Source organism: Niallia taxi (genome assembly GCF_004005475.1).
Lineage (GTDB): Bacteria > Bacillota > Bacilli > Bacillales > Cytobacillaceae > Niallia > Niallia taxi.
Window position 1 is genome coordinate 295,853 of sequence record NZ_RZTZ01000003.1, and the last position, 21,076, is coordinate 316,928.

Sequence of the window (21,076 nt, forward strand, 5' to 3'; positions counted from 1 at the left end):
TATAGTAAAAAAATCAGGTCTTTTTATAGTACTTTAATACCTTTCTGGATTCATTCAAGTAGCGTATGAAGCGATATGGCTTGCTGATGACCCTAATAGGTAGTCTTGCAATGAATTTACTTAGATCCTGCTTGTATTCCTCTGTCATCCTGCTCGGCTTTGTGGCAATATGCTCAAATAGCTCTTTATAAAACTTCTTCATGATGTCCACCTTCATGCCTGCTTCATGCTGACAAGTTTGGCACTTGACGCTCGTTATCTCTTCATTTATATAAACAACGTCATGGTTTGTTTCATTATTACAGTGTGTACAAAACAGGTTCGCTTCCATTACAGACCTTTTCATCCCTTTCACACTCCTTGAAAATGAAATTAACTTTTATAAGAAAGGATATTCTGATTTCAGCTGTTTTAGCTATAAATTCTTTTGTTTATTATATCAAACACTTCTGCATCACGCTGGAATATTCAAGTAATTTCCATATAATGATTACGGCATACTATCTTCTAAAAAAAGCTACACCTTACATGTTCTTACTATATTAGAAAAAAACCTGCAGTTTCCTGCAGGTTTTTAAAAAAATGCTATTTAACTACTTGCTTCGATCAAACCATACTTGCCGTCTTTTCTTTTATAAACAATATTTGTTGAATTCGTTTCCGCATCTGTATAAACAAAGAAGCTGTGGCCAAGAAGATCCATTTGTAAAATGGCTTCCTCACTGTCCATTGGCTTTAAATTAAAGCGCTTTTGGCGAACAATTTCCATTTCGTCCTCTTCGTCCTGCACAGAAACCGTATTAGGCTCGTCTGCGCCAAATAAAGCATTTAGATTGCCTTTTTCGCGCTGCTTTCTGTTTACTTTTGTTTTATGTTTTCTGATTTGCCGCTCCAACTTATCAACGATCAAATCAATAGCTGCGTACATGTCCAAATGGTCTTCTTCAGCTCGAAGCACCAGCTGGGACATCGGGATTGTAACTTCCACCTTGGCAGTCTTATCATTGTAGGTTTTTAAATTCACATTTACATTAGCATCTGGTGTTTCGGAGAAATATCTCTCCAGTTTGGAAATCTTCTTTTCTACATACTCTCTAATTGCTGGAGTTACCTCAATGTTTTCTCCTCTAATGTTGAAATTCATAAGTTACTCCTCCTTTTGGATTCCAGTGCAAGTCTTATTGTTCCCACCACATTCTTATATCTATGCGAGCAGTGAACTTTTTTGACTATGCTATATAATTCTTGATTACCCTTTTGATTTCCTGCAAAAACTTTTGGAAAATTCGACAAATTTGTGAACTTGTAAAAAAAAAGCTGATTTCACCAAAAACTTTACGGCAAATTTTTCATTTATACATTTAGACAAATTTTTTACGAGAATCTTTAGCAGTATAGCTTCTCCTAATGCAGAAATCTGTGGCATGTATTCTAACATATGTTTTCTATATGTAGGTAAACCCTCCTTTTCTCCGTTATTTCTCTCCATACATCTTTCCTAAAAATTCATGCTTTCTCTTTTTTTACTGCTTCTATAGTACTAATTTGTCGTTTAGAACAATCTTTTACAATTTTTTTGATATAACTTGGTTTCAAAGCTTTTTAGCATGGGTATCTAAAAACTACGTGAAACAAGCTAATATTTTTTCAACCAATAAATCAAATCTTCTTCAAAACATAAAAAAACTTTCGAAATTTGTCGGTAGTTGACAGAAAACATCTAATTATTTTAATTGTTAATCTAATTAAAATCTAATAGAATTACGTCTATATGAATGGCCAAGGAGGAACAGCATTGAACAACTTAAAAGTATTAACAGAACTTCCAGAAGAACAGCATAACAGCATAGAAGCTGAAGAAGAGCATGAGTACTACTACAAGTTATGGGAAGATGACCGATTATAATTCTTCAATCAAACTACAATCTGAAAACGAATACAGGAGGGTTATCATGAAAAAACAATGCATCGCCATGCTTTTAGCCGGTGGAAGAGGAACGAGATTAAAAAAACTTACAGATCATCTAGCGAAACCAGCCGTACCATTCGGAGGTAAATACCGAATCGTCGATTTCACTTTAAGCAATTGCCGCAATTCTGGCATTGATACAGTTGGCGTGCTAACACAATACCAGCCCCATGTATTACAAAATTACATCGGAGACGGAAAAGAATGGGATTTAAACAGAAGAGATGGCGGTCTTTCCATCCTTCCTCCATATCAATGCGATACAGAAGAACGCTGGTATGAAGGAACTGCACATGCCATTTATCAGAATACTCCCTTCATTGAGCAGTATGATCCAGAGAATGTTTTGATTATTTCTGGCGACCATATTTATAAAATGGATTATGACCTGATGCTGAAGCAGCATATCGAAACAGGTGCTGATGCCACTATTTCTGTTACAGAGGTACCATGGGAAGAAGCAAGCCGTTTCGGTATTATGAACACAGAAGCTTCCAGCAACCGTATCAGCGAATTCGAGGAAAAGCCAGAGGATCCAAAATCAAACCTTGCTTCAATGGGTGTATACATCTTCAAATGGAAAACCCTCAAAGCATACTTAGAGAAAGAAGAAAACAATCAAGACAGCTGCAAGGATTTTGGGAAAGACATTATCCCCGCAATGCTGCATGACAATCTTAAACTCCACGCATATAAATTCAAAGGCTACTGGAAAGATGTCGGTACAATCGACAGCTTTTGGGAAGCCAACATGGATCTACTTGAAAAAGAATCCAACATTTTCTTAAAAGACAAGGATTGGAATGTCTATACTGTAGAACAGTCCCATCCACCAGTATATCTTGATGATGCTTCAACTGTTAAGCATTCCTTAGTCAGTGAGGCATGCGAGATTTACGGAACAGTGGAAAACTCTGTTATTTTCCAAGATGTAACAATCGGGAAAGGCGCAGTTATTAAGGATTCTGTCCTTCTTCCAGGAGCGGTTATCGGAGAAAACGCAGTTATCGAAAGAGCTGTTGTTGCATCTAACGTGAAAATAGACGCTTATTCTGTCATCAAATCAAAAACACCCTATGACGCAATTGCTTTAATTGGTGAAGATGTCGTTAATGATAAGAAGCATCATGAACTTTCAAGAGTAATCTAAACAAACATTATAAGCTGACTCAAAAGGGTTTTTAATGGCAGCCCTTTTGAGTCGGCTTTTTTAACATTTGGTTTTGAAAAAGCAAAAAACCATTTGCCAAGGCAAATGGTTTTCGCTTGTTATTTTCTCTTATCATAATATATGCCGTCTGTCTGTAAAGACTGGTACGGATTCACATATTTTTGATTAGAATTTTTCTTAAGCTTTAATTCTTTTATATCCTGTTGGATACTTCTCTTTTCAGCATGGAGCAGCTCTAATAGCTCCTTATCCTGCTGAAGAAGTGCAGCTCCGAGCTTTTTTTCATTTTCGGTAGTAGGCTTTTTCAACAATGTCAGTGCTGCTTTTCTTTGATCAAGCAGGCCGCCAATCATATCCGATTCCTTTTCCCCATCGCCCTTTAAGTAGCCGATTAGTTCTTGCGTGATTGCATAGCACTGTTTAATTGCTTCCATTAAGCTTGTCCGCCTGCCGCATATTGCTTTTGACGGTTAATTTGAATTGCTTCTTTCCATGTATCCCTGAATTCCGTTAACAGGAACTCTACATCTTCTAGAATTTTAATGTCATTTACAATATTAGCCTTAATAAGCTGACGGTTCATAAAATCATATAAAGACATGAAATTTTTAGAAATAGGAAAATCCATATTTAATGTAACCATTAATTCATTAATAATCTTTTGCGCCTTTTGAATATTTACATTTCTCGTCGCAATATCATTATTTTGGATAGCATTTTTGGCTAAACCGATAAACTTCAGGCATCCATTATAAAGCATTAGTGTTAACTCGCCAGGTGAAGCAGTGTTTACTGAATTCTGTTTATATGATTGATACGGATTAGTAGTTGCCATTTATTTTACTCCTTTTTTTATGAGCTCATCATACTTGTTAAGTATGCAGATTGACTGTTTGCATTATTGATAGCTGTCTCCATTGCCGTAAATCTTGACCAGTATCTGTCTTCAATATTCTTTAATCTATCTTCAAAATCAGTTATTCTCGAACTATATTGGTTCAATAATTTCCCTAATGTAAATGTATTATTAACACTTGAAGAGGAACCTGCCTTTGTTTTGATATCATCCATAGCAGTTTTCAAGTTTGCTCTAACCATTTGTGCCAAGCCATTTTCAGAAGAAGTTTTAGCACTGCTGTTTTGGAATAGCTTATAAACACTATTTGGGTCAGCGGTGATTGCTTCCTTTAGCTTGTCTTCATCGATTTCCAGCTTGCCGCCTTCTAAATAATTATTTGTAGTGGAAATTCCAATATCAGAAAGTCTTTTGAATGCTCCTCCTGTGTTCACAATAGAGCCAAGACTTGAACGCATTTTAGTTAAGACACTGGAAAGGATTTGATCATTTTTTAGTGTTCCACTCTTCGCTTTTTCTTCCCACTTCTCAATGTCATCATCTGTCATCTCTTTCTTTTGCGCATCAGACAGCGGAGCATAGTCCCTGTATTTTGTTTCCCCAATTTTATCACTAATCTTGTCAATTATTTCGTTATATTTATCCACGAAGGTTTTAATCGAGTCATAAATAGAATCAACATCAGCCGTTGATGAGAATGTTACTGGCTTGCCTGATTCTGTGACTTGTTTAAGTGTCAGTTCAACACCGTTGATGCGGAAGGTGTTGGAAGATCTTGTTGTTTCAATTCCATTGTATATAAAGCTTGCATTCTTTCCTGCTGTACCGCCTGTGCCAAGGTTATCAGAGGCAACGTTTAATGTTGTCAATAGACTGCCAGTACTTCCATCTGAATTTGCAGAGCTTAAAGTAATTTCCGCTCCAGTTGCAATATCACCTGTATTTTTGGCAGTAAAAGAGATTTGTTTTGAATTAGCATCAAAAAATGCTGTTACACCTGACTGCTGATTGATTTTGGAAATCAAGCTGTCCATCGTGTCTGTATCTGTTATTTCAATATCCTTACTGGACATTACACCGTTAGCATCAATTGCAGAGATGGTCATTTTCGTATCATTAATTCCGGCACTGCGTAATGTAGCAGTAGAATCAGTAATTCCAGTTGCCCCATTACTCTTAATTGAAGCAGCAGTAGCCAACTGTTTAATTTCCATTTGTCCTGAAAAATCAACTGTAGACGTTATATTTTTAACACCCAATGCATCTGAATTAGATGAATTGATCGTCTTCTTAATAAATGTCGACTGCTTTGAGACGCCTTCTGACATTAGCGTATCTAATGACAGTAGCAAGGTGTTCATTTCGCGATAGTCGTCTCGCTGCCACTCTGTATATGTTTTCTTTTGATTCAACTTGTCCAACGGAACTCTTTCCGCAGTCATTAGCTGTTCTACTAAGGAGTCGATATCCATGCCGCTTGCAAGTCCGCCTATTCTTAAAACCAAATTCCTCACCTCGTACTTTTTTTATATTTAAATCAATAGTGTGTTACTATTTTTTAAATATAATCATTGATTACTATTATTATCGGCCAGTCCTATTCAGCCTTTAACATTTTATTAAGATATCTTACTTTTTACCTATATATGAATGGTGTTTTTTAAACAATCAAATGTAGTTTTTTTAGGGTGACAGCATCTAATCCTATACATGCAAAAGATGCTGTCAATGTATGCATCAAATTTTTTTGTCTACCATTAAGCCCAAATACTCTTTCATTGCAGCATGAATATCAAGCATCTTTTCTGAGGGTATCTCTCTAATTACCTCTTTTGTTTGATCATCAATAACTTGCACATAATACTCCTCCAGCTTATCATGAAGCTGAAATTTAAGTGATGTGTGTGCAGGCATGAAATCATTTAAGCTGTCCATCAAGCCTTCTAGGCTTTTTCTCTCTTTTTCCTTATCGACAGGATTTACAGCCTTACTCTCCTCTACTTGTGGTTCGGCAGCTGCATCGTTACCCTTCGTCACACTATTCTCACTGGTTTTGAGCTGTTGAGCTGAATAGACGCCATTTGAAGAATACTTTTCTATCATAGGCATTTCCCCCTAAAAAAATATATACTACCACCATTATATCGGCGGCTTCCTTCCTGTGTTTATAAAAAGGGAAGGCAGTTCGACAAAAATGCCAAACTGCCTTCTCTTTCCAATTACATAGCGGAGAGCCGTGTCTTAGCTGGTTCATAACCAAGTTTAGCAGACTCCATATAATACCTTTTAGCATTTGGTACAGCGCCAATTGCTTCATAATAAACGCCTAAATTGTAAAGCGCTAGAAAGCTGGCCGTTCCTGATAGGTATTCGATATGCTTTTTCTTGCTAATCGCAATACATTCCAGGAAGCTTGCTTCAATATTAGGAAGCAGGTTTATCGCTTCTTCCAAGTGCTTTAGGCAATAATCTAGATAAAACAGCCCTTTATAAAAATGAAAGTCTGTAACATGTTTAAGCTTTAACTCGTTTTCAACAATAACAGAAATGGTGCCTTTATCAGCCAGTTCCTTCCCTGTTTGCAATAGCTCCAATATGAGCTGGTTGTAATAGGCATAGCGATCATCCGCTAGCTTGTACGCCTTCATCAAGTACAGCCAGGATTGTTGAAACTCTCGTTTTAATCTGTATTCCTTCCCAAGTTGATAATGGTAGTAGGCATCATTGGGATACTTCTCAAGCTCTTGATGAAGAATCGGTATATTTCTAGAGCCTTTATCCTTATCCAAATAGCCACTATGAGCTACAGTCAGCTTCATATCAACTCTTGGCAAATTAGATTCAAGCTGTTCATGAATAGCTCCAGTGAAACGAACCTCTTTCGGGAAAAACCTAGAGATATACGAGCTTGCCTCATATACTTGGCCGTCTTTCTTAAATTTGCTGACGATTTTCATCCTGCCAATTTGATGTTGCTTCATTATTTTTTCAAGCTCACTTCTTTTGCCGAATGTCACATACTCGTCTGCGTCTAATACTAGAATATAGTCGCCCGTGCATTGGTTGATTGCATAGTTTCGTGCTTCGGAAAAGTCATTTGTCCATTCAAACTGATATACCATTACACGAGGCTGCTTATCTAAAATTTCTAACGTTCTGTCTGTGGAACCAGTATCAACGACCACTATTTCATCAACTAGGTTTCCAATGCTATTCAAGCAAATTTGGATATTTTCTTGCTCATTTTTTGTTATTAAGGCTAGTGAGATTTTCGCCATAGTAATTTCATATTATCCCTTCCTAGCTTCTCCTACCTTGCAAAGCCGCTTTAATCTCTCTGAATATCTTTTCACCTGAAGTCCCATCGCTGTTCACATAAACTTGTGAGCCTACCCCTATACGGTTTTGCTCTAATGGATCATAGCCTTCAGGAAATTTTTTCACAAGTTCATACCAAGGTTCAGATTTACTATATGCATAGTAAAAAGCATTTTCTGGTACTAATGAGTCTTTAGGGGCTTTTTCATCCCAGAATAATACTTTTTTTTCAGTAAGCAAATATGATCTGAGGATAGAACTATCGGTAGTAATCAATACATCTGCTAAAAGCAAAGCATTCATATAATCATCCGTTTTATCCAAAATAATCCCTTTGTACAATGGATCATTACCATTGATTCCGTTATCCAAAAGATTACTAAAATAGCCACTAAAATATGGCGTATACTTCAAAATTGATATTTCAGTAAGAGGATGCGGTCTCCATAAAATTACACTATTTTCAACAAATCTAGGGATGTTAAAAATATCTATAAGCTTTTCCAGCGCTACAAATGGATTAACTGCAAAGTACATACAGCCCGTATTAAGAACATAAACTGTTTTTCCATCAAGCTTTTCCTTCCACTCCTCAGGGTATTCATGCTTGCTATTTAAGGAACGATACATAATATCAAGCTTCGGAGAACCAAGCACAAGCAGTTTGTCTTCTTGTATTCCTTCTTCAAGCGCTATTTCCTTTTCCTTATTGTGCGCTAATATAAATTTATCAATATTATCTATTGCTGGGGAATGATATGGATAAAATCCACCTTTTTTATACGGAATAAAAGATGCAGTGTAATATGGAACGTACACTAACATATCTGTGTATTTCTTAAGATTAGAAGTAAAATATTCGTCATATACTCTAGTAAGCGTATTATAATTATCATAAATATTATGTATGAAAATAATATCTGGCTCTTGCTCTTCTAACTTATAGTCATCGAAATGAGTTATCTTAACATCCTCTGGAAACCTGTCACCTTCATAAGTTGGAATGGCCTTATCTTGTGCAAGCTGATAGTACGGAATTGGCACTACATTAACAACACAGTTTTCGTCATTCTTAGCTGCTTCATAAACTGTGGAGAGGCTATCCCACATAGATACCTTATATGGGAAAAATACTATATTGAGCTTTGTATTAATAGTATCTTTTATTAATGATACTAATGAGATTAATTGAGCAAGTGTTTCACTTAAGTTGTCACCAGTTAATTCCTTTAAATTCTCATAATACATGACAAAACTACTTTGTACGGTGTTAAATTGCTCTATTAATAGAGGGGAAAGCTCCTCCTCCTGCATCAATTGCTCTGCAATAATGTCTAAGGCCATTAAACAATCTGATAGCTCTTGGCTAGGATCCTGTATTTGATTTAATATACCAACCATTTCAATAATGGTGTCAGTTAGCTCTAGAACCCTCTGTTTTTTTTTCAAAAACATATATGTATCCTCCATCATAAACTGAACATTCTTAATTAAAAAGCAATAAAAGGATACTTATCCTCCGGCAATCACTGGTTTGTACCGTTAGATAAATACCTTTTTTAGCTCTCAACTATTTAACTATTTCCTCTTTGAATTACTTCGATTGTAAATTTTTCAGATAAACACTGTCAGGGAAGAGCTGCTTTGCCTTTTCTAAATTAGTCTGATACAGGTCTTGTTCGACTGAGTTTTCGAAAATCAGCTTATAGAATCTGAAATCATTTTCAAACACAAGCAAAGCATACTTAGTAAACTCAATAGCATTGAGATTATTCCCTGTTTCCAATAAGCCATTAATAATATTAAGGAAATCTTGCTCTTGATAAACATCCCAATCACATTGATTATATAGCTGCAAGGCTTCTCCTTTGAAGTCATTTTCATAAAGGATAGCAGCTGTTTGTGATAATGCAGCTTCTGTTAGTAAATGTTTATTTTTCAATAATGCAGAAACATAATCAAGCATTTTATAATTTAACAAAATTTGCAGCGCACCAAAAAATAGCTCCGTCTCAAGAATCGGTTCTTCCGTTAGATTGTCCATTAATTTAGTCAACATACTTACATGCTCATCTTTCTCAAGAGCTTCAACAAGGAAAGCAAACTTTTCTATTCCTTTAAGTCTTTTTCTTAAGAAATAAATATCAACAATGTTGAGTAATTGCCTTTTATTTAAATTCTCAATAACTTTCGGATTTAATAAATCATTAAATTCCCTTATACTTCCTTGTCCAGTTAAGCAGTAATTCTTTAATTTATATATTTTTTCTAATACTGTGTCTTCCTGAGCGTCTTCAAAAAATGGCTGCATAATGTCCGGTTTCCCAATATTAAAGCATGCTGACATATAGTAATTCAGGTTGTTCTTATTAATTAAATCATTTCTTTGAATAAATTGAATAATCTCCGTTTCCGTATGAAACTTATTTAATATAAAGATAACCTTCCCAATACTGTCGCTATCAAGCTTATTTATATTCAGTACACTCATATAGTGATAAATTGCTTTATCATAATTTTTTTCATAATTATATAAATCCCCAAGCCTTCTGTGCGGCATTTGGTCTTTTAAATCTGGTCTGAGTATCTCATGATTGTATTTATCGCTATTGTTTATAATTTCTTCAAAGTAGTATTTAGCATCATCAAATTGCCCTCTAGTATAGCTAATTTCACCTTTTAAGTAGACCAATTCAAATGAACCTGGATATAATTCTGTAGAATCGTCAATAACACTAACTGCATCATTAAATCTCTCTAATTGAATTAAGACACTGATTATTTGAATAACAGTAGAGGCTACCCAGGATAAATGATAGTTGCTTTTTAGATTATAGGCATTTGTATATGCTTTTAATGCCTCTTCATATTCGCCTTGAGAATAATATTCATTTCCTAAGTTGAAATAATCAAATGCATTATTACTCTCTTGCATTTCTTTATCAATAAGCTCTTTATTTCTTTCATTCTTTCCTTTATCTGCTACAGTTTTATTCATATATCCAGAATGAAATACAGAAAGCTTTGCTATACTTCCCTTCACGGGTTTGCCCTCAACACTCTTTAATTGTTCATGAATTGCACGGTAATATGCTATTTCTCCATTATTCTTATACACACGATCATGATGATTCTGAACTAATTTCTCTCCATATGAGCCGGTAAAGTTTATGATTTTAACACCGTATGTGTCGTATTTGCCATTATCTTCTTTTAATCCATCAACAAATTCCTGATAATTTTCCTCATCAATATATTCATCAGCATCAAGTACTAAAATCCAGTCACCAGTTGCCTGCTCCGCGGCAAAATTTCTTGCAGCTGAGAAATCATTAATCCATTCAAAGTCAAATATTTTAGAAGTATATTTGCTTGCAATCTCCTTCGTTCTGTCTGTGGAGCCTGTATCAACTATAATCACTTCATCAACTAAATGAGCAACAGATGCTAGGCAACGATCCAAGACACTTTCTTCATTTTTAACAATCATGCATAATGACACGCTTAATTCCATTGATAATTCCTCCTGATAGTTAATAATGCTAATAAAAATATCGTGCTTAGTAAAACGAAGCACGATATTTCAATAGAACTACTAAAATATTTTATTATTGAAGTAATTATAGAAGTTAATCATTTGACACTTGTTAGCTTTTAATCTCTATAAACGGTAACTGTTTAATAAAGTGATTTTTATTAGTTGAATATATTGCCGATTTTATTGCTTTTAAGGACAGTAAGAATTTGCCTTCCCTTTACTATATTTATATCGGAATATTTTTTTTTTATTTAACCTTTTTATAAAGTTTTTATATTAATTCGTCCTTCAGGATAGAGTGAGACATATAAAAGCATATTAAATGTGTTATTAAGCATCCTTTAATAAAACAATAGAATCATTCCAGGTATGTAAAATCTTTATCTGTATTATTCACAGTAACAATGTGTTTCATACAGCAATAAGGGAAACTTTTCATGCATTATGTGGCTAATAACATCAAAAAAAGAGGACTTCCTAATAGGTAGCCCTCTTCTCTCTAGTGATATAATTATTGAAGCAATTGTAGTACGCCTTGTGGCTGTTGGTTTGCTTGAGCAAGCATTGATTGAGCTGCTTGAGAAAGAATAGAGTTTTTCGTTTGGTTCATCATTTCTTTCGCCATGTCTACGTCACGAACGCGAGATTCAGCTGCCGTCAAGTTCTCAGATGATGTATCCAAGTTGTTGATTGTGTGCTCTAGGCGGTTTTGCAATGCACCAAGGTTTGAACGTTGTGTAGAAACTGTTTTGATTGCTTTATCAAGTGCAGAGATAGAAGAACCTGCTTCAGCATTTGTTCCAACACTGATTGTTCCAGAGATTCCAAGACCAGAAGCACCCATTGCACTGATTGAGAAGTTGATTGTTTGACCATCGTTAGCTCCTACTTGAAGCGTCGCAGAGAATGAACCTTTTAATAGGTTTTGTGTATTGAACTCTGTTGTATCTGCAATACGGTCGATTTCTTTTGTTAATTGATCAATTTCTGTTTTGATTTGTGTTCTATCATCACTTGTATTTGTATCATTACCACCTTGTACTGCTAATTCACGCATACGTTGAAGGATTGCATGTGTTTCGTTCAATGCACCCTCAGCTGTTTGGATTAAAGAGATACCATCTTGTGAGTTACGAGATGCTTGATCCAAGCCGCGGATTTGTCCACGCATTTTTTCAGAAATTGCTAGACCAGCAGCATCGTCACCAGCACGGTTGATACGTTGACCTGAAGATAATTTCTCCATTGATTTAGATTGAGCAGTTGTTGCAGAGCTCAATTGACGGTAAGTGTTTAATGCAGCGATATTGTGATTGATTCTCATTGTATTACTTCCTCCTTGAATGTTCGTGTCCACATCCTTGTGGGCACTATTATTTTTAGAGTTAGGAGAATCCCTCCCACTCTACTTTATTTATCGGCAGAACCGTTTTTTGTTTAACATATTTTAATTTTTTTTTTGAAAATATTAAAATTTCCCGTAGTCAGTATCCTTTTCATTAATAAAACTCATTCTAGTTAAGGGAAAAACAAATGAATCAGATTTCCTAAACAGAATGATAATGAATAAAATTATTGAAGCAATTGCAATACGCCTTGTGGCTGTTGGTTTGCTTGTGCAAGCATTGATTGAGCTGCTTGAGAAAGAATAGAGTTTTTCGTTTGATTCATCATTTCTTTCGCCATGTCTACGTCACGAACGCGAGATTCAGCTGCCGTCAAGTTCTCAGATGATGTATCCAAATTGTTGATTGTATGCTCTAGACGGTTTTGCAATGCACCAAGGTTTGAACGTTGTGTAGAAACTGTTTTGATTGCTTTATCAAGTGCAGAGATAGAAGAACCTGCTTCAGCATTTGTTCCAACACTGATTGTTCCAGAGATTCCAAGACCAGAAGCACCCATTGCACTGATTGAGAAGTTGATTGTTTGACCATCGTTAGCTCCTACTTGAAGCGTCGCAGAGAATGAACCTTTTAATAGGTTTTGTGTGTTGAACTCTGTTGTATCTGCAATACGGTCAATCTCTTTTGTTAATTGATCGATTTCTGTTTTAATTTGTGTTCTATCATCACTTGTATTTGTATCATTCCCACCTTGAACAGCTAGCTCACGCATACGTTGAAGGATTGCATGTGTTTCGTTCAATGCACCTTCAGCTGTTTGGATTAAAGAGATACCATCTTGTGAGTTACGAGATGCTTGATCCAAACCGCGGATTTGGCCACGCATTTTTTCAGAGATTGCTAGTCCAGCAGCGTCATCACCAGCACGGTTGATACGTTGTCCTGAAGACAATTTCTCCATTGATTTAGATTGAGCAGTTGTTGCAGAGCTCAATTGGCGATATGTGTTTAATGCAGCGATATTATGGTTGATTCTCATTGTATTTTTCCTCCTTGAATTTAGGTGTCCACATCCTTGTGGACATTGATATTTTTTAGTGATTGGAGAAGTTGCGCATCCCTTCCCCTCTCTACTTTATATATCGGCAGGAGAATTTTTTATTTAGCTATAATACATCTGTAAATTTTTCCAGATTATAATTAATTAAATTGCAATTTCTCCATTTCCAATACTCAATCCATGACTTAATAGAAGCCATGTAAGCGAACGTTAGATAAACTACAGTATTAACAAAAAAAGACTGCCTAAAAATAGGCAGTCTTTTCAAAAAGGTACTTGAACAATTATTGAAGCAATTGCAATACACCTTGTGGTTGTTGGTTTGCTTGAGCAAGCATTGATTGCGCTGCTTGAGAAAGAATAGAGTTCTTCGTTTGGTTCATCATTTCTTTTGCCATGTCTACGTCACGAACGCGAGATTCAGCTGCCGTCAAGTTCTCAGATGATGTATCCAAGTTGTTGATTGTGTGCTCTAGGCGGTTTTGTAATGCACCAAGGTTTGAACGTTGGGTAGAAACTGATTTAATTGCCTCATCTAATTTAGAGATAGATGAGCTTGCAGCAGAGTTACTTCCAACGCTGATTGTTCCAGAGATTCCAAGACCAGAAGCACCCATTGCGCTGATAGAGAAGTTAATTGTTTGTCCATCGTTAGCTCCTACTTGAAGCGTCGCAGAGAATGAACCTTTTAATAGGTTTTGTGTGTTGAATTCCGTTGTATCAGCGATACGGTCAACTTCTTTTGTTAATTGGTCGATTTCTGTTTGGATTTGTGTTCTATCATCACTTGTATTTGTATCATTACCACCTTGAACAGCTAGCTCACGCATACGTTGCAGGATTGCATGTGTTTCGTTCAATGCACCTTCAGCTGTTTGGATTAAAGAGATACCATCTTGTGAGTTACGAGATGCTTGATCCAAACCGCGGATTTGGCCACGCATTTTTTCAGAGATTGCTAGTCCAGCAGCGTCATCACCAGCACGGTTGATACGTTGTCCTGAAGACAATTTCTCCATTGATTTAGATTGAGCAGTTGTTGCAGAGCTCAATTGACGGTATGTGTTTAATGCAGCGATATTGTGATTAATTCTCATATTAATTTTCCTCCTTGAATTTAAGTGTCCACATCCTTGTGGACTTTATTGTTTTTTGGATTAGGGAAACTGGTGCTCCTCCCCTCTCTAATATATATATCGGTAGATCATTTTTTTGTTTAACTTTTATTTAGATTAATTTCATGGTAGGTTATACCAATCCAAACAATTAAAACTATAGGTTTTAACTATATAAAGTAATCACTGTTAATTAAAATATTAGTTAACCTGTGAAAATAAAAAGGGAATGCCTCGAAATTCAGGCATTCCTTTTTTAAAACATATTATTAATTATTGAAGTAATTGTAGTACGCCTTGTGGCTGTTGGTTTGCTTGTGCAAGCATTGATTGCGCTGCTTGAGAAAGAATAGAGTTCTTCGTTTGCGTCATCATTTCTTTCGCCATGTCTACGTCACGAACGCGGGATTCGGCAGCCGTCAAGTTCTCAGATGATGTATCTAAGTTGTTGATTGTGTGCTCTAGGCGATTTTGCAATGCACCAAGGTTTGAACGTTGGGTAGAAACTGTTTTGATTGCATCATCCAACTTAGAGATAGATGAACTTGCAGCTGAGTTTGATCCTACGCTGATTGAACCAATAGATAATCCAGTACTATCCATCTTAGAGATAGAGAAGTTGATAGTTTGTCCATCATTAGCTCCAACTTGTAGAGTTACAGAGAATGAACCACCTAGTAGGTTTTGTGTGTTGAATTCCGTTGTATTAGCAATACGGTCAACTTCTTTTGTTAATTGGTCTATTTCTGTTTTGATTTGCGCTCTATCATCACTCGTGTTTGTATCGTTACCACCTTGAACGGCTAGCTCACGCATACGTTGCAGAATTGCATGTGTTTCGTTCAATGCACCTTCAGCTGTTTGGATTAAAGAGATACCATCTTGTGAGTTACGAGATGCTTGATCCAAGCCGCGGATTTGTCCACGCATTTTTTCAGAAATAGCCAGTCCAGCAGCATCGTCACCAGCACGGTTGATGCGTTGACCTGAAGATAATTTTTCCATTGATTTAGATTGAGCGTTTGTTGCAGAGCTTAATTGACGGTATGTGTTTAATGCAGCGATATTATGGTTGATTCTCATTGTAATTCTTCCTCCCTGAATGTAAGTGTCCACATCCTTGTAGACGTTTAGTGTTTTTATGATTGGGAAAGTTCTGCAGCTCTTTCCCTCTCTACTTTATATATCGGGAAGTCGATTCTCTCATTAACAAGTAGATATTCCCAATAACTTTCCTTCAGGGCTTTTATGTATTAATAAAAATAGAATCGAATAACTTAAAAACAAAAAAGGACTGTCTAAAAATAGACAATCCTCTTTTGATAAAAAAATGATAAAGATTATTGAAGTAATTGTAATACGCCTTGTGGCTGTTGGTTTGCCTGTGCAAGCATTGATTGCGCTGCTTGAGAAAGAATAGAGTTCTTCGTTTGGTTCATCATTTCTTTTGCCATGTCTACGTCACGAACACGAGATTCAGCAGCAGTCAAGTTCTCAGAAGATGTATCCAAGTTGTTGATTGTGTGCTCTAGGCGGTTTTGTAATGCACCAAGGTTTGAGCGTTGTGTAGAAACTGTTTTGATTGCTTCATCCAATTTAGAGATAGATGAGCTTGCAGCTGAGTTTGAAGTCACGCTAAGTGATCCAACAGATAATCCAGCGCTATTCATCTTAGAAATAGAGAAGTTGATAGTTTGTCCATCATTAGCTCCAACTTGTAGAGTTGCAGAGAATGAACCACCTAGTAGGTTTTGCGTGTTGAACTCAGTTGTATTAGCAATACGATCAATTTCAGAAGTCAATTGTGTTAATTCTGTTTGAATTTGAGTTCTGTCATCAGTAGTGTTCGTATCGTTACCACCTTGAACAGCTAGCTCACGCATACGTTGAAGGATTGCATGTGTTTCGTTCAATGCACCTTCAGCTGTTTGGATTAAAGAGATACCATCTTGTGAGTTACGAGATGCTTGATCCAAACCGCGGATTTGTCCACGCATTTTTTCAGAGATTGCTAGTCCAGCAGCGTCGTCACCAGCACGGTTGATACGTTGACCTGAAGACAATTTCTCCATTGATTTAGATTGAGCAGTTGTTGCAGAGCTCAATTGACGGTAAGTGTTTAATGCAGCAATATTATGATTAATTCTCATTGTAAATTTCTCCTCCGTGAATGTTCTGTCCACATCCTTGTGGACTTCATTTTTTAGGATTGGGGAAGGTCGGCCGCCCTTCCCCTCTCTAACTTATATATCGGCAGGAGAATTTTTTATTTAATATTTTTTATACTTTTTTATTGGTTTTTTTTAAAGACATTTAAAACACTGCTTATATCGACAGATGCTGCTTTATTCTCGTTATAAATTTGATCAAAAATTTCCTTGCGGTGTATTTCAACTTGTTTAGGTGCTTTTATGCCTATCTTCACTTGGTCTCCGCTGACAGATACGACGGTCAATTCAATATCATTGCCTATTTTGATTACTTCTCCAACTTTTCTTGATAGTACAAGCATCTCCTCACCCCTTTACCGCTTCTGATTGTTGTGAAAAAATACTGTGCTTTGTTTTATAATGCGGCAGGTTCAGAATGATTTGCTGGGCCTTATTGTTTTTCATGTTCAACACAATAGGTGCTTGCAGGTTAGCTGTTGATTTTGGAAATGGGTCCTGCACTGTCAGAATGGTAAACAAGAGAACTTCTTTTTCAGACTCTAACTCTAAAAAGCTTGTGATAGGCTCTTCCAGGTCGAACTCATATTCCTTGAAAAAAACAAAAGGATTGGCAATAACAAAACCAAGGTTTTCATTTGTTACTGATTGAAGGATAAAAACATGCTCTTGCTCATCGATTGGCAAAATAACAAACTGTCTTTCCTCTTCAAAAGCAGGAATTCCCTTTGGAAAATGGATTATTTCCTTGTCTGTTATTTCTTTTTCTCCATGAAATCTTGTATTGATTTTCAATTACATCAGTCCTTTTAGTTTGATTGTTGATAGTTTACCCCATTGGACTTTAAATTTTCAAAATGAATTTCTAAACTTGGATATTGAACTAACTCTGTGATAACCTTCCCAGGCGTATAATCGATTATTGGCTTATTTTGGTTCACTTCAATAATTGGATCACGAGTTTCAACATTTGTTTTTACATAGCCAGGATCATAGTTAATTTTGACACTATTTGCTGGCGGTATCCAGCCGAGCCCAAACTCCTTCTGAGGACCCTCGCTGTTTCGCTTAGCAATTGCTTGGATTGGCTTCCCTTTATTTTGAATTGCTCCAAGCTGGTCTGCTTCCTGCACTCGCCTTGCAATCCCCTTCAGCCATTCCTGGCGGCCTTTTCGAACATAATCATCAATGAATCTTTCTCTTGTTTTCATTCCTTCATATGCTCTCGCTTCTGTTTGATCAATTGTTAAGGTGGCTGCCTTTTTATCGATTGTCAGAATCGCCTCTGGTTGCTCAATATGCAAATCAGCAGGCCTTTGCTCCATAGAAACTTGTGGTTGGAGTATTGTCAGTCCTAGCTTGCCAGGCGTTGATTCAATTCTAATTTGCGGAATTTGCATACAAAACACTCTCCTTTCTATAAAAAAAAGCTATTCCTTTCAGAATAGCTTCACTGTTTCTCCTAATATTCAGGTGATATTTGACATAGATAGATGTTCAAAAATGAGCTCACCAGCCTGAATAATGAAGGAACTTGCTTACATCATCTCAAAAAGTCAATTAAGGAAGTTTGGATGATTTTTGCTCCTACACTCAATGAAGCATTATGAACACTTTGCTGAACAGACAGGTTTGTGATGGCAACTTCCATATCGACGTCTTCATTGTCTGAAAGAACCTTGTTCGCAAGTACTTCCTGTGCATCAATTCTTGATTCAACCATTTCTAAACGGTTATATCTTGCACCAAGCTCTGACTTTTCGCTTGATAAAGAGTTCATGACAGAATCAAGTCTTGTCAGCAAATCATCCAAGCCAGTATTATCGTTGTTTGCCATTTTGTCTTGGATTTCTTGAACAACATCAAACATCTCTTGATTGAATGTTGCAGGGTTCACGTTCGCTTTCATAGTGACACCACTTGAAACCTCTACTTTATAGCTGTCAATCAACCCATCTGTTAAGTTTGCTGCGACCTGCGGTGGATCTCCTGCTGTTACAGGTGGATTAGAAACATCTGTACCATGGAAAAGATATTTTCCATTTACCTTCGTGTTACCTACATTCACCAAATCTTCTTTGATTTGATTGATTTCCTCAGCGATTGCATTTCTTTCATCCTTGCCGTTCGTATCTGTTTTACCTTGCACAAGCAATTCTCTGACACGGTCTAATCCTGAACTAGCCTGGTCCATTGCTGACTCTGAGTTATCCATCCACAGGTATAGCTCTGAAAGGTTACGTTTATACTGCTCTACCTCTGACAGGCTGGAGCGATAATACATCCCCTTCATCGCTACAACTGGATCATCTGACGGCTTAGTGATTTTTTTTCCTGTTGATACTTGGTTAGATAATTGGTTCAGCTTATTATAACTGCTGCTAATATTACGCAAGCTGTTTGCTGAAAGCATTGATTGTGTTACGCGCATTGCTTAATCACCTATCTCCCTCCGACACCCATGCCGTTTATTATCGTATCTAAAAGTTCATCCGTTAAAGAAATCATTCTTGCAGCTGCATTATAAGCCTGCTGGAATTGAATCATATTCGTCATTTCTTCATCCAAAGAAACAGCGCTTGTACTCATTCGTTTATTTTCAACAGTCTGCTGTAGTGTTGTAGCATTGGATGACATCTTTTCTGCTTCCTGTGCACTAACTGCCATACTTCCGATTACACCTTCATAATAGTTACGGAAGTTAGAAGTCTGCGAATTATTTCCATAATCATAGCTTTGGTTGATGATGTCAGCCAATTTGCTAACAATTGTCGCATCCCCAAGTGTCGCTTTCGTTGGATCTGTACCAGGATCAGCATTCGCAATATTATCTAAGCTGCTCTCGATGCTAGCGGAAATCGATATTCTGCTTGCAAAGCCGCTTCGATCTGTAATGGAACCATCAGCACTTTCTGCATCAGCAAAGAAGGAAATAGACTGGTTTTCGCCTGCTTTAATTTCGTTCGGGCTCATCCCTTGCTGGTGAACCTCATTGAACTTTGTCGCAAATGTATATGCCAAATTATCTAATTCTGTCAGCATATCATTATATATTCCAGCTTTATTACCATCTGCATCTTCATAGCCATATGCTTCTACAATACTCTTTAATTTCCCAGTAGATTCATAGTCATTTATATTAATCTCGTTATCTCCGATTGTTATGCTTTTTACAGCACTATCATCAGCATTGCTGTTCACCTTAAACGTATTATAACCATTTTTATCTACCAATGTTCCTAACGAGTTACCTTTATCATCAACAAGCGTAACAATTGCTTTTCCTTCTGCTTGTGCAAGTGAGTGGCCACCAGATGCTTCATAAGAGACTTTAATGTTTGCATACGAAGAAAGTTCATCAAGCAAGCTGTCCCTTTGATCATATAAATCATTTGGCAAGTAGCCATTTGGCTCTACACTGCCAATTTGTTTGTTAACCTGGTCGAGCTGGCTAAGAATTGTATTTACAGCCTTTTCCGCAACACCAAGTTCATTTTTTGCATCACTTTTTTCTGCTGCTACTGTTTTATACAAATAGTTAAATGTTTCTGAAACGGCAATCCCACGCTGACGCACAACAGCACGTGCCCCTGAGTTCTGTGGGTCTGTTGCTAAATCCTGTAATGACTCCCAGAAAGAATCCATAGACGTAGACAGACCAGATTCAGATGGTTCATTCATAATTGTCTCTAAGTTACTTAATGCTGCAGAACGATTCTCCCAATAACCAAGCTTACTTGACTCTGAGCGGTATTGTGTATCAAGGAAGCTGTCTCTGATTCTATTTACAGAACCTGCAACAACACCTGTACCTAATTGACCGGCAATCCTTGGAGCATTTTGTCCAACTCCTGGAAAGCTTTGTGATTGCTCTAAATCTACTCTTTGACGAGTGTAGCCAAGTGTATTAGCATTTGAAATATTGTTACCTGTTGTATAAAGTGCACTTTGCTGTGCGACTAGCCCTCTTCTGGCTGTTTCAAGCCCCATAAAGGTTGATCCCATAATTATCCTCCATTATGCTTTCATATTTAAAAGACTGCTTGATATTTTTCCGATGCTGTCTGTTTGTACAGTGTTTCCATTTACCGGTTTTCCGTAGTTTAGGCTTTGCTTCGTTGGTTTTAACAAGCTTAATGATACATTTACAAATTGCATTGATTGTCTTAACAGCTGCTGATTCAACGTATTCGCATCTTTTAATTCACTTATGATGCTGCGCAGCTTATCTGCTATTTCCCCTGCTCGCTTGGCATCTGCTGGCTGCAGCAGCTCCAGGCAATCTGAAATGGTAGGATTGTGAACGGTCTTGACAATTTTTCGGCAAACTTCCATTCTTGCCGCTTCCAGCTTTTGAATGCTCATGATTTGCGCTTGCTCATCTTTCATCACTTGCTGAAGGGACTCAATATCCCCCTTCTTTATGATCTCTGTTTTGTTTTTCGCCACCTCATACAGCTTTGCATGTGAGTTGACGAGCTCTTCCAGCACTTCAATCAATAAGGACGCAGACATTAGAGACCCTCCTTCTAAAA

General features: G+C 36.9%; 21 protein-coding genes. 1 reads left to right on the forward strand and 20 read right to left on the reverse strand.

Annotated elements, in window-relative coordinates; translation table 11 throughout:
- Positions 1–13: 13 nt before the first annotated feature.
- Both EM808_RS10735 and hpf read right to left on the reverse strand, forming a co-directional pair.
- A complete protein-coding gene (locus EM808_RS10735; RefSeq protein ID WP_127738206.1) occupies positions 14–346 on the reverse strand; it encodes a bh protein in 333 nt (110 codons plus the stop codon).
- A gap of 243 nt (positions 347–589) precedes the next feature.
- On the reverse strand, positions 590–1,144 hold the full coding sequence (hpf, locus tag EM808_RS10740; protein ID WP_127738207.1) for a ribosome hibernation-promoting factor, HPF/YfiA family: 555 nt from the start codon (positions 1,142–1,144) through the stop codon (positions 590–592).
- Positions 1,145–1,952: 808 nt separating this feature from the next.
- Between hpf and EM808_RS10745 the strand changes: the two genes are divergently transcribed.
- Positions 1,953–3,119: a glucose-1-phosphate adenylyltransferase gene (locus EM808_RS10745; protein WP_127738208.1), complete on the forward strand. Its 1,167-nt coding sequence runs from the start codon at positions 1,953–1,955 to the stop codon at positions 3,117–3,119.
- A 119-nt stretch (positions 3,120–3,238) separates the two neighbouring features.
- Here EM808_RS10745 and EM808_RS10750 read toward each other — a convergent pair whose 3' ends face one another.
- The 18 genes from EM808_RS10750 to EM808_RS10835 all read right to left on the reverse strand — a co-directional run bounded on the left by EM808_RS10750 (position 3,239) and on the right by EM808_RS10835 (position 21,056).
- Positions 3,239–3,574 carry a flagellar protein FliT gene (locus EM808_RS10750; RefSeq protein WP_127738209.1) on the reverse strand — a complete coding sequence of 112 codons (336 nt, stop codon included), beginning with the start codon at positions 3,572–3,574 and terminating at the stop codon, positions 3,239–3,241.
- A complete protein-coding gene (gene fliS / locus EM808_RS10755; protein WP_127738210.1) occupies positions 3,574–3,975 on the reverse strand; it encodes a flagellar export chaperone FliS in 402 nt (133 codons plus the stop codon). The genes EM808_RS10750 and fliS overlap by 1 nt, the downstream gene beginning before the upstream one ends.
- Positions 3,976–3,992: 17 nt before the next feature.
- A complete protein-coding gene (locus EM808_RS10760) occupies positions 3,993–5,501 on the reverse strand; it encodes a flagellar hook-associated protein 2 (protein WP_127738211.1) in 1,509 nt (502 codons plus the stop codon).
- A gap of 232 nt (positions 5,502–5,733) precedes the next feature.
- A complete protein-coding gene (gene flaG, locus EM808_RS10765; protein ID WP_127738212.1) occupies positions 5,734–6,099 on the reverse strand; it encodes a flagellar protein FlaG in 366 nt (121 codons plus the stop codon).
- A 116-nt stretch (positions 6,100–6,215) separates the two neighbouring features.
- The gene (locus EM808_RS10770) at positions 6,216–7,274 is read right to left on the reverse strand and encodes a glycosyltransferase family 2 protein (RefSeq protein ID WP_127738213.1); all 1,059 of its coding nucleotides are present in this window, start codon (positions 7,272–7,274) and stop codon (positions 6,216–6,218) included.
- Positions 7,275–7,296: 22 nt separating this feature from the next.
- Entirely contained in the window at positions 7,297–8,769 is a 1,473-nt protein-coding gene (locus EM808_RS10775) for a hypothetical protein (RefSeq protein WP_127738214.1), read from the reverse strand.
- A 139-nt stretch (positions 8,770–8,908) separates the two neighbouring features.
- A complete protein-coding gene (locus EM808_RS10780) occupies positions 8,909–10,828 on the reverse strand; it encodes a glycosyltransferase (RefSeq protein WP_127738215.1) in 1,920 nt (639 codons plus the stop codon).
- 535 nt (positions 10,829–11,363) lie between these two features.
- Positions 11,364–12,176 (reverse strand): flagellin N-terminal helical domain-containing protein, encoded by an 813-nt coding sequence (locus EM808_RS10785; RefSeq protein ID WP_127738216.1) that lies wholly within the window; start codon positions 12,174–12,176, stop codon positions 11,364–11,366.
- Between the two features lie 248 nt (positions 12,177–12,424).
- A complete protein-coding gene (locus EM808_RS10790) occupies positions 12,425–13,237 on the reverse strand; it encodes a flagellin N-terminal helical domain-containing protein (protein ID WP_127738216.1) in 813 nt (270 codons plus the stop codon).
- 305 nt (positions 13,238–13,542) lie between these two features.
- A complete protein-coding gene (gene hag, locus EM808_RS10795; RefSeq protein ID WP_127738217.1) occupies positions 13,543–14,355 on the reverse strand; it encodes a flagellin Hag in 813 nt (270 codons plus the stop codon).
- Positions 14,356–14,646: 291 nt separating this feature from the next.
- Positions 14,647–15,456: a flagellin N-terminal helical domain-containing protein gene (locus EM808_RS10800; RefSeq protein WP_127738218.1), complete on the reverse strand. Its 810-nt coding sequence runs from the start codon at positions 15,454–15,456 to the stop codon at positions 14,647–14,649.
- A 257-nt stretch (positions 15,457–15,713) separates the two neighbouring features.
- Positions 15,714–16,523, reverse strand: a complete 810-nt coding sequence (locus EM808_RS10805) for a flagellin N-terminal helical domain-containing protein (protein ID WP_127738219.1) — start codon at positions 16,521–16,523, stop codon at positions 15,714–15,716.
- Between the two features lie 140 nt (positions 16,524–16,663).
- Entirely contained in the window at positions 16,664–16,885 is a 222-nt protein-coding gene (gene csrA / locus EM808_RS10810; protein WP_127738220.1) for a carbon storage regulator CsrA, read from the reverse strand.
- A 4-nt stretch (positions 16,886–16,889) separates the two neighbouring features.
- Positions 16,890–17,336 carry a flagellar assembly protein FliW gene (gene fliW / locus EM808_RS10815; RefSeq protein WP_127738221.1) on the reverse strand — a complete coding sequence of 149 codons (447 nt, stop codon included), beginning with the start codon at positions 17,334–17,336 and terminating at the stop codon, positions 16,890–16,892.
- Between the two features lie 14 nt (positions 17,337–17,350).
- Complete coding sequence (locus tag EM808_RS10820) at positions 17,351–17,941, reverse strand: DUF6470 family protein (RefSeq protein ID WP_127738222.1); 591 nt, start codon at positions 17,939–17,941, stop codon at positions 17,351–17,353.
- 143 nt (positions 17,942–18,084) lie between these two features.
- A complete protein-coding gene (gene flgL, locus EM808_RS10825) occupies positions 18,085–18,972 on the reverse strand; it encodes a flagellar hook-associated protein FlgL (protein ID WP_127738223.1) in 888 nt (295 codons plus the stop codon).
- Positions 18,973–18,983: 11 nt separating this feature from the next.
- Positions 18,984–20,546, reverse strand: a complete 1,563-nt coding sequence (flgK, locus tag EM808_RS10830) for a flagellar hook-associated protein FlgK (RefSeq protein WP_127738224.1) — start codon at positions 20,544–20,546, stop codon at positions 18,984–18,986.
- A gap of 12 nt (positions 20,547–20,558) precedes the next feature.
- Positions 20,559–21,056 carry a flagellar protein FlgN gene (locus tag EM808_RS10835; protein ID WP_127738225.1) on the reverse strand — a complete coding sequence of 166 codons (498 nt, stop codon included), beginning with the start codon at positions 21,054–21,056 and terminating at the stop codon, positions 20,559–20,561.
- Positions 21,057–21,076 lie beyond the last annotated feature (20 nt).